2 protein-coding genes are annotated in these 2,998 nt (G+C 33.2%); both read right to left on the reverse strand.

The genetic code is table 11. From position 1 onward, the window contains the following. Nucleotides 1–434: 434 nt before the first annotated feature. The gene (locus JCM2765_RS16350; protein WP_054737578.1) at nt 435–1,979 is read right to left on the reverse strand and encodes an AIPR family protein; all 1,545 of its coding nucleotides are present in this window, start codon (nt 1,977–1,979) and stop codon (nt 435–437) included. Between the two features lie 263 nt (nt 1,980–2,242). Beyond that, nucleotides 2,243–2,998 (reverse strand): hypothetical protein (locus JCM2765_RS17520; protein ID WP_162231441.1); only part of this gene is annotated, 756 nt, incomplete at its 5' end.

Raw genomic sequence — 2,998 nt, forward strand, 5'->3', positions numbered from 1 at the left:
TGTTTTGTAAATGGCGGTTATAGTGTGTTTACGAGAATCAATATTTTGCAACTCCCGTTTTTTTACGGTTTATAACCGCTATTTAAAATTAGAGAGTAGTATTCAACCATTTGAGGTAGTGTGTAATCTAGAAAATATTTTTGAACTGTTATAAAGTGGGTCGGGATCGTCAGGATCGGCTTGCTCGGAGTCTGCCATTTTCTCTAATAATGTTTGTGCTATCTCCAAGTAACTACTATCTTTTTTTAAAAGGTTAGTAATAGTGATGTTGGAATCTAATTTAAGGTGGGATGTATAATTTTTCGATATTAAACGAAGTAAGCGTCGAAATACAGTTAAAATGTTAGCATCGAAATTTTTATTATTGGTATTCAAGAAATGTCCATAAACGAATTTATTATCATGAACGCTTTCCATTGAACGTGCATCACCATTTATATAGCGATAAATAATGCCGAATAAGGCATAATGGCTAATTTTCCGTTACTGAAAATAGCTTGATCTCCAGTAATCGATGCTCGAGCGAATTTAAGATCTTCGCTTTGGACATCATCGATAGTGAAGTATAGAGTAACTAAATCTTGAATAAAATCAATTTTAGAAGAATCAGTATCATCTGTGGTATATCCAGGTTTGATAAAAATATCATCATATCTCTTAGAATCGAAAAGAGAACGGACGTTACTACGAGCTGTACCAGGAAGTTGATTAACAAAAGAATATATTATCTTAGCTAAATCCTCTATTTTGATTGTGTACGAATATTTTTTGTCGGGTTTAACGCCCTGCTTAATTTTTAGAAAAATATTGCGTTCTTTTAATTTACGATGTAGTTCCCTGAGTTCTCTTGTATTCGCTTTTAAATCTTGTGGTCGAATAGGTTTTTGAGAATTAGTAGCTTCGGATACGCCAGAGAAGAAATCGTCAAGTTCATCGTCACTTAGATGAGCCTTTGTATCTGTTGATGGTGCTATAACTTTTACGGGAACAGCGAATTCTTGATCGCCTTTTAAGTTATTTGCGATTAATGTTGTAGTTTGCGCACCATTAACTACGGAAAAATCATATAAATGAATGACGTTGCCGTCAATTTCGTAACTAGAAGTTGCGATTGTTAGACCATTGTTAAGAAACCAGAATTCTGTGGAATCTTTTTGAATAGTTTTAATAATACCGCTATCAATTCCTGCTCGACGGATATATTTTCTGACATTAAGGTCGAATAACCCCTTATCTTCGTATTGATCGTAGAGTTCTTTAATAGAGCTGGCTTTAGCACTAACGAAGGCGCCCATTTTGGTTTTTGATATATACTGAACTCGATCAATATCGGTTTGAGGAATAGCATTAATAAGTGTTATTTTACCTTCTCGAACACGCTGTATCCCAGTTGTGACGGCCTTTATTTTTTCATTAAGGTCACTATTCAAAAAGATAGATAGATCCACATTTTTCAAAATATCATCTGATTTGAGTGAACGTTTTTTTTTAGAGAAAGAATCTAATACCTTTTGTTTATCGAATTCAGAAGTTGTGGCCAGTGTAATGGCGTAGCTAGTATTTTCAGAATTGGCGATGAGATCGTTATACTTTTCTTTAAGATTGTTGGATAAATTAGAAAAATCTTTTTCATGTAATTTTTGAATGGTTGCCATTATTTTACTAATTTCCGCATTTGCGCCGGTAACGGTGAAGTTGGACGAATATTTGGTCTGAATGATGTTTAAAGTAGCTGATTTTTCATCGTATGCGAGCATATCGATACCACCATCATTCGCTGAATTAACAAATTGACTAGCATATTGGTTAATAACAGTGAGCGCTTGAAAGTTTGGATCTTCGTTAACAATATAGTTATAGATAACAAACGTAAACCAATCGGAATCAGTATTGGGCTTTATATTTTCGGGAAAGTCGCGGGTTAAAGATTTTATATGACTCAGTGCTCTTGTTACTTGATCTTGTTCAGTATGAACCATTTAAAACACCTCAGAATGTTTTTAATTTAATTGTTGTATTAATGAATATTTTACTCTAATAATTAAAACAGATCACTGTTATGAAGAAAAAAGAAATTAGGTAATTAGTAAAAACTAAGGGTGTTTTTATGGTGCCGATTATTAATGAAGTAATCGAGGATAACGAAAATAAAAATCAGTATTAAAATTCCAGAGCATTCAGAATTTTAATACTGATTTTAGTTGTAGGTTTTTGCTGATGGTTATTGTGCTAACGTTAGTTATTAGGAAATAATTTGTTGTTCGGTATATAACTCATTATATACTGCATTAATAGATTTCGGCGTTAAAGAGAAGGTAGCAAAAGTTTGATCGATGACAACGGATTGTTTGACCAACATAAGTAAGCCAATAGTGGATATGTCAGTTGACTTAATATCGTAAATGTTATTGTTGGCAGCTCTAAAGAAATATCTATTCAAGATAGAGTCTTCGAATTTTTTTCTCGTTACATTGGTTTTATTGGTTTCATTTTTTTCCAGTGAATTAACGTATGATCTAAAATTTTGGAATGAAAGATTAAACTGTTGGTATTGAGACGTTATACATTCGAGACCAAGTTGAACAAGTAATTTAGTGGTAGTCTGATCAAGCACTCGAATATTAGTAAGCGGTGTAGCTAAAAAGTTAAAAAGTGCACGGTTATTACTTCGGGTAGGGTATGTTACTGGAAATTTACATTTGTCCATAATTTTATCTGAAGGTAGGCAAATACGGAAAGTAGACCCAGAGTAGTCAATCGCTAATTCGATTAGTCCTAATCCGGCAACACGAAAAGTTATAGCGGGCGAAGGAACAGAAGGAAAACTTTCGAGATACGTCTTTAAAAAACTCTGTGCTTTAATTTTTTGAGCAGTTTTTAATAAAATGGTACCACGATGTTTAGATACTTCATTGATTATTTGATTAGCGTCAAGTTGAGTATTTTTAATGTCTTCGGCAACTGAAACTGAAAGATTTGAAAGTGAATCAGCTTGAGT

The organism is Secundilactobacillus similis DSM 23365 = JCM 2765, from assembly GCF_001311075.1.
GTDB lineage: Bacteria > Bacillota > Bacilli > Lactobacillales > Lactobacillaceae > Secundilactobacillus > Secundilactobacillus similis.

Excerpts from the sequence above, each read along its gene's own strand:
- JCM2765_RS16350 (WP_054737578.1), bottom strand. The coding sequence starts at position 1,979 with ATGGTTCATACTGAACAAGATCAAGTAACAAGAGCACTGAGTCATATA.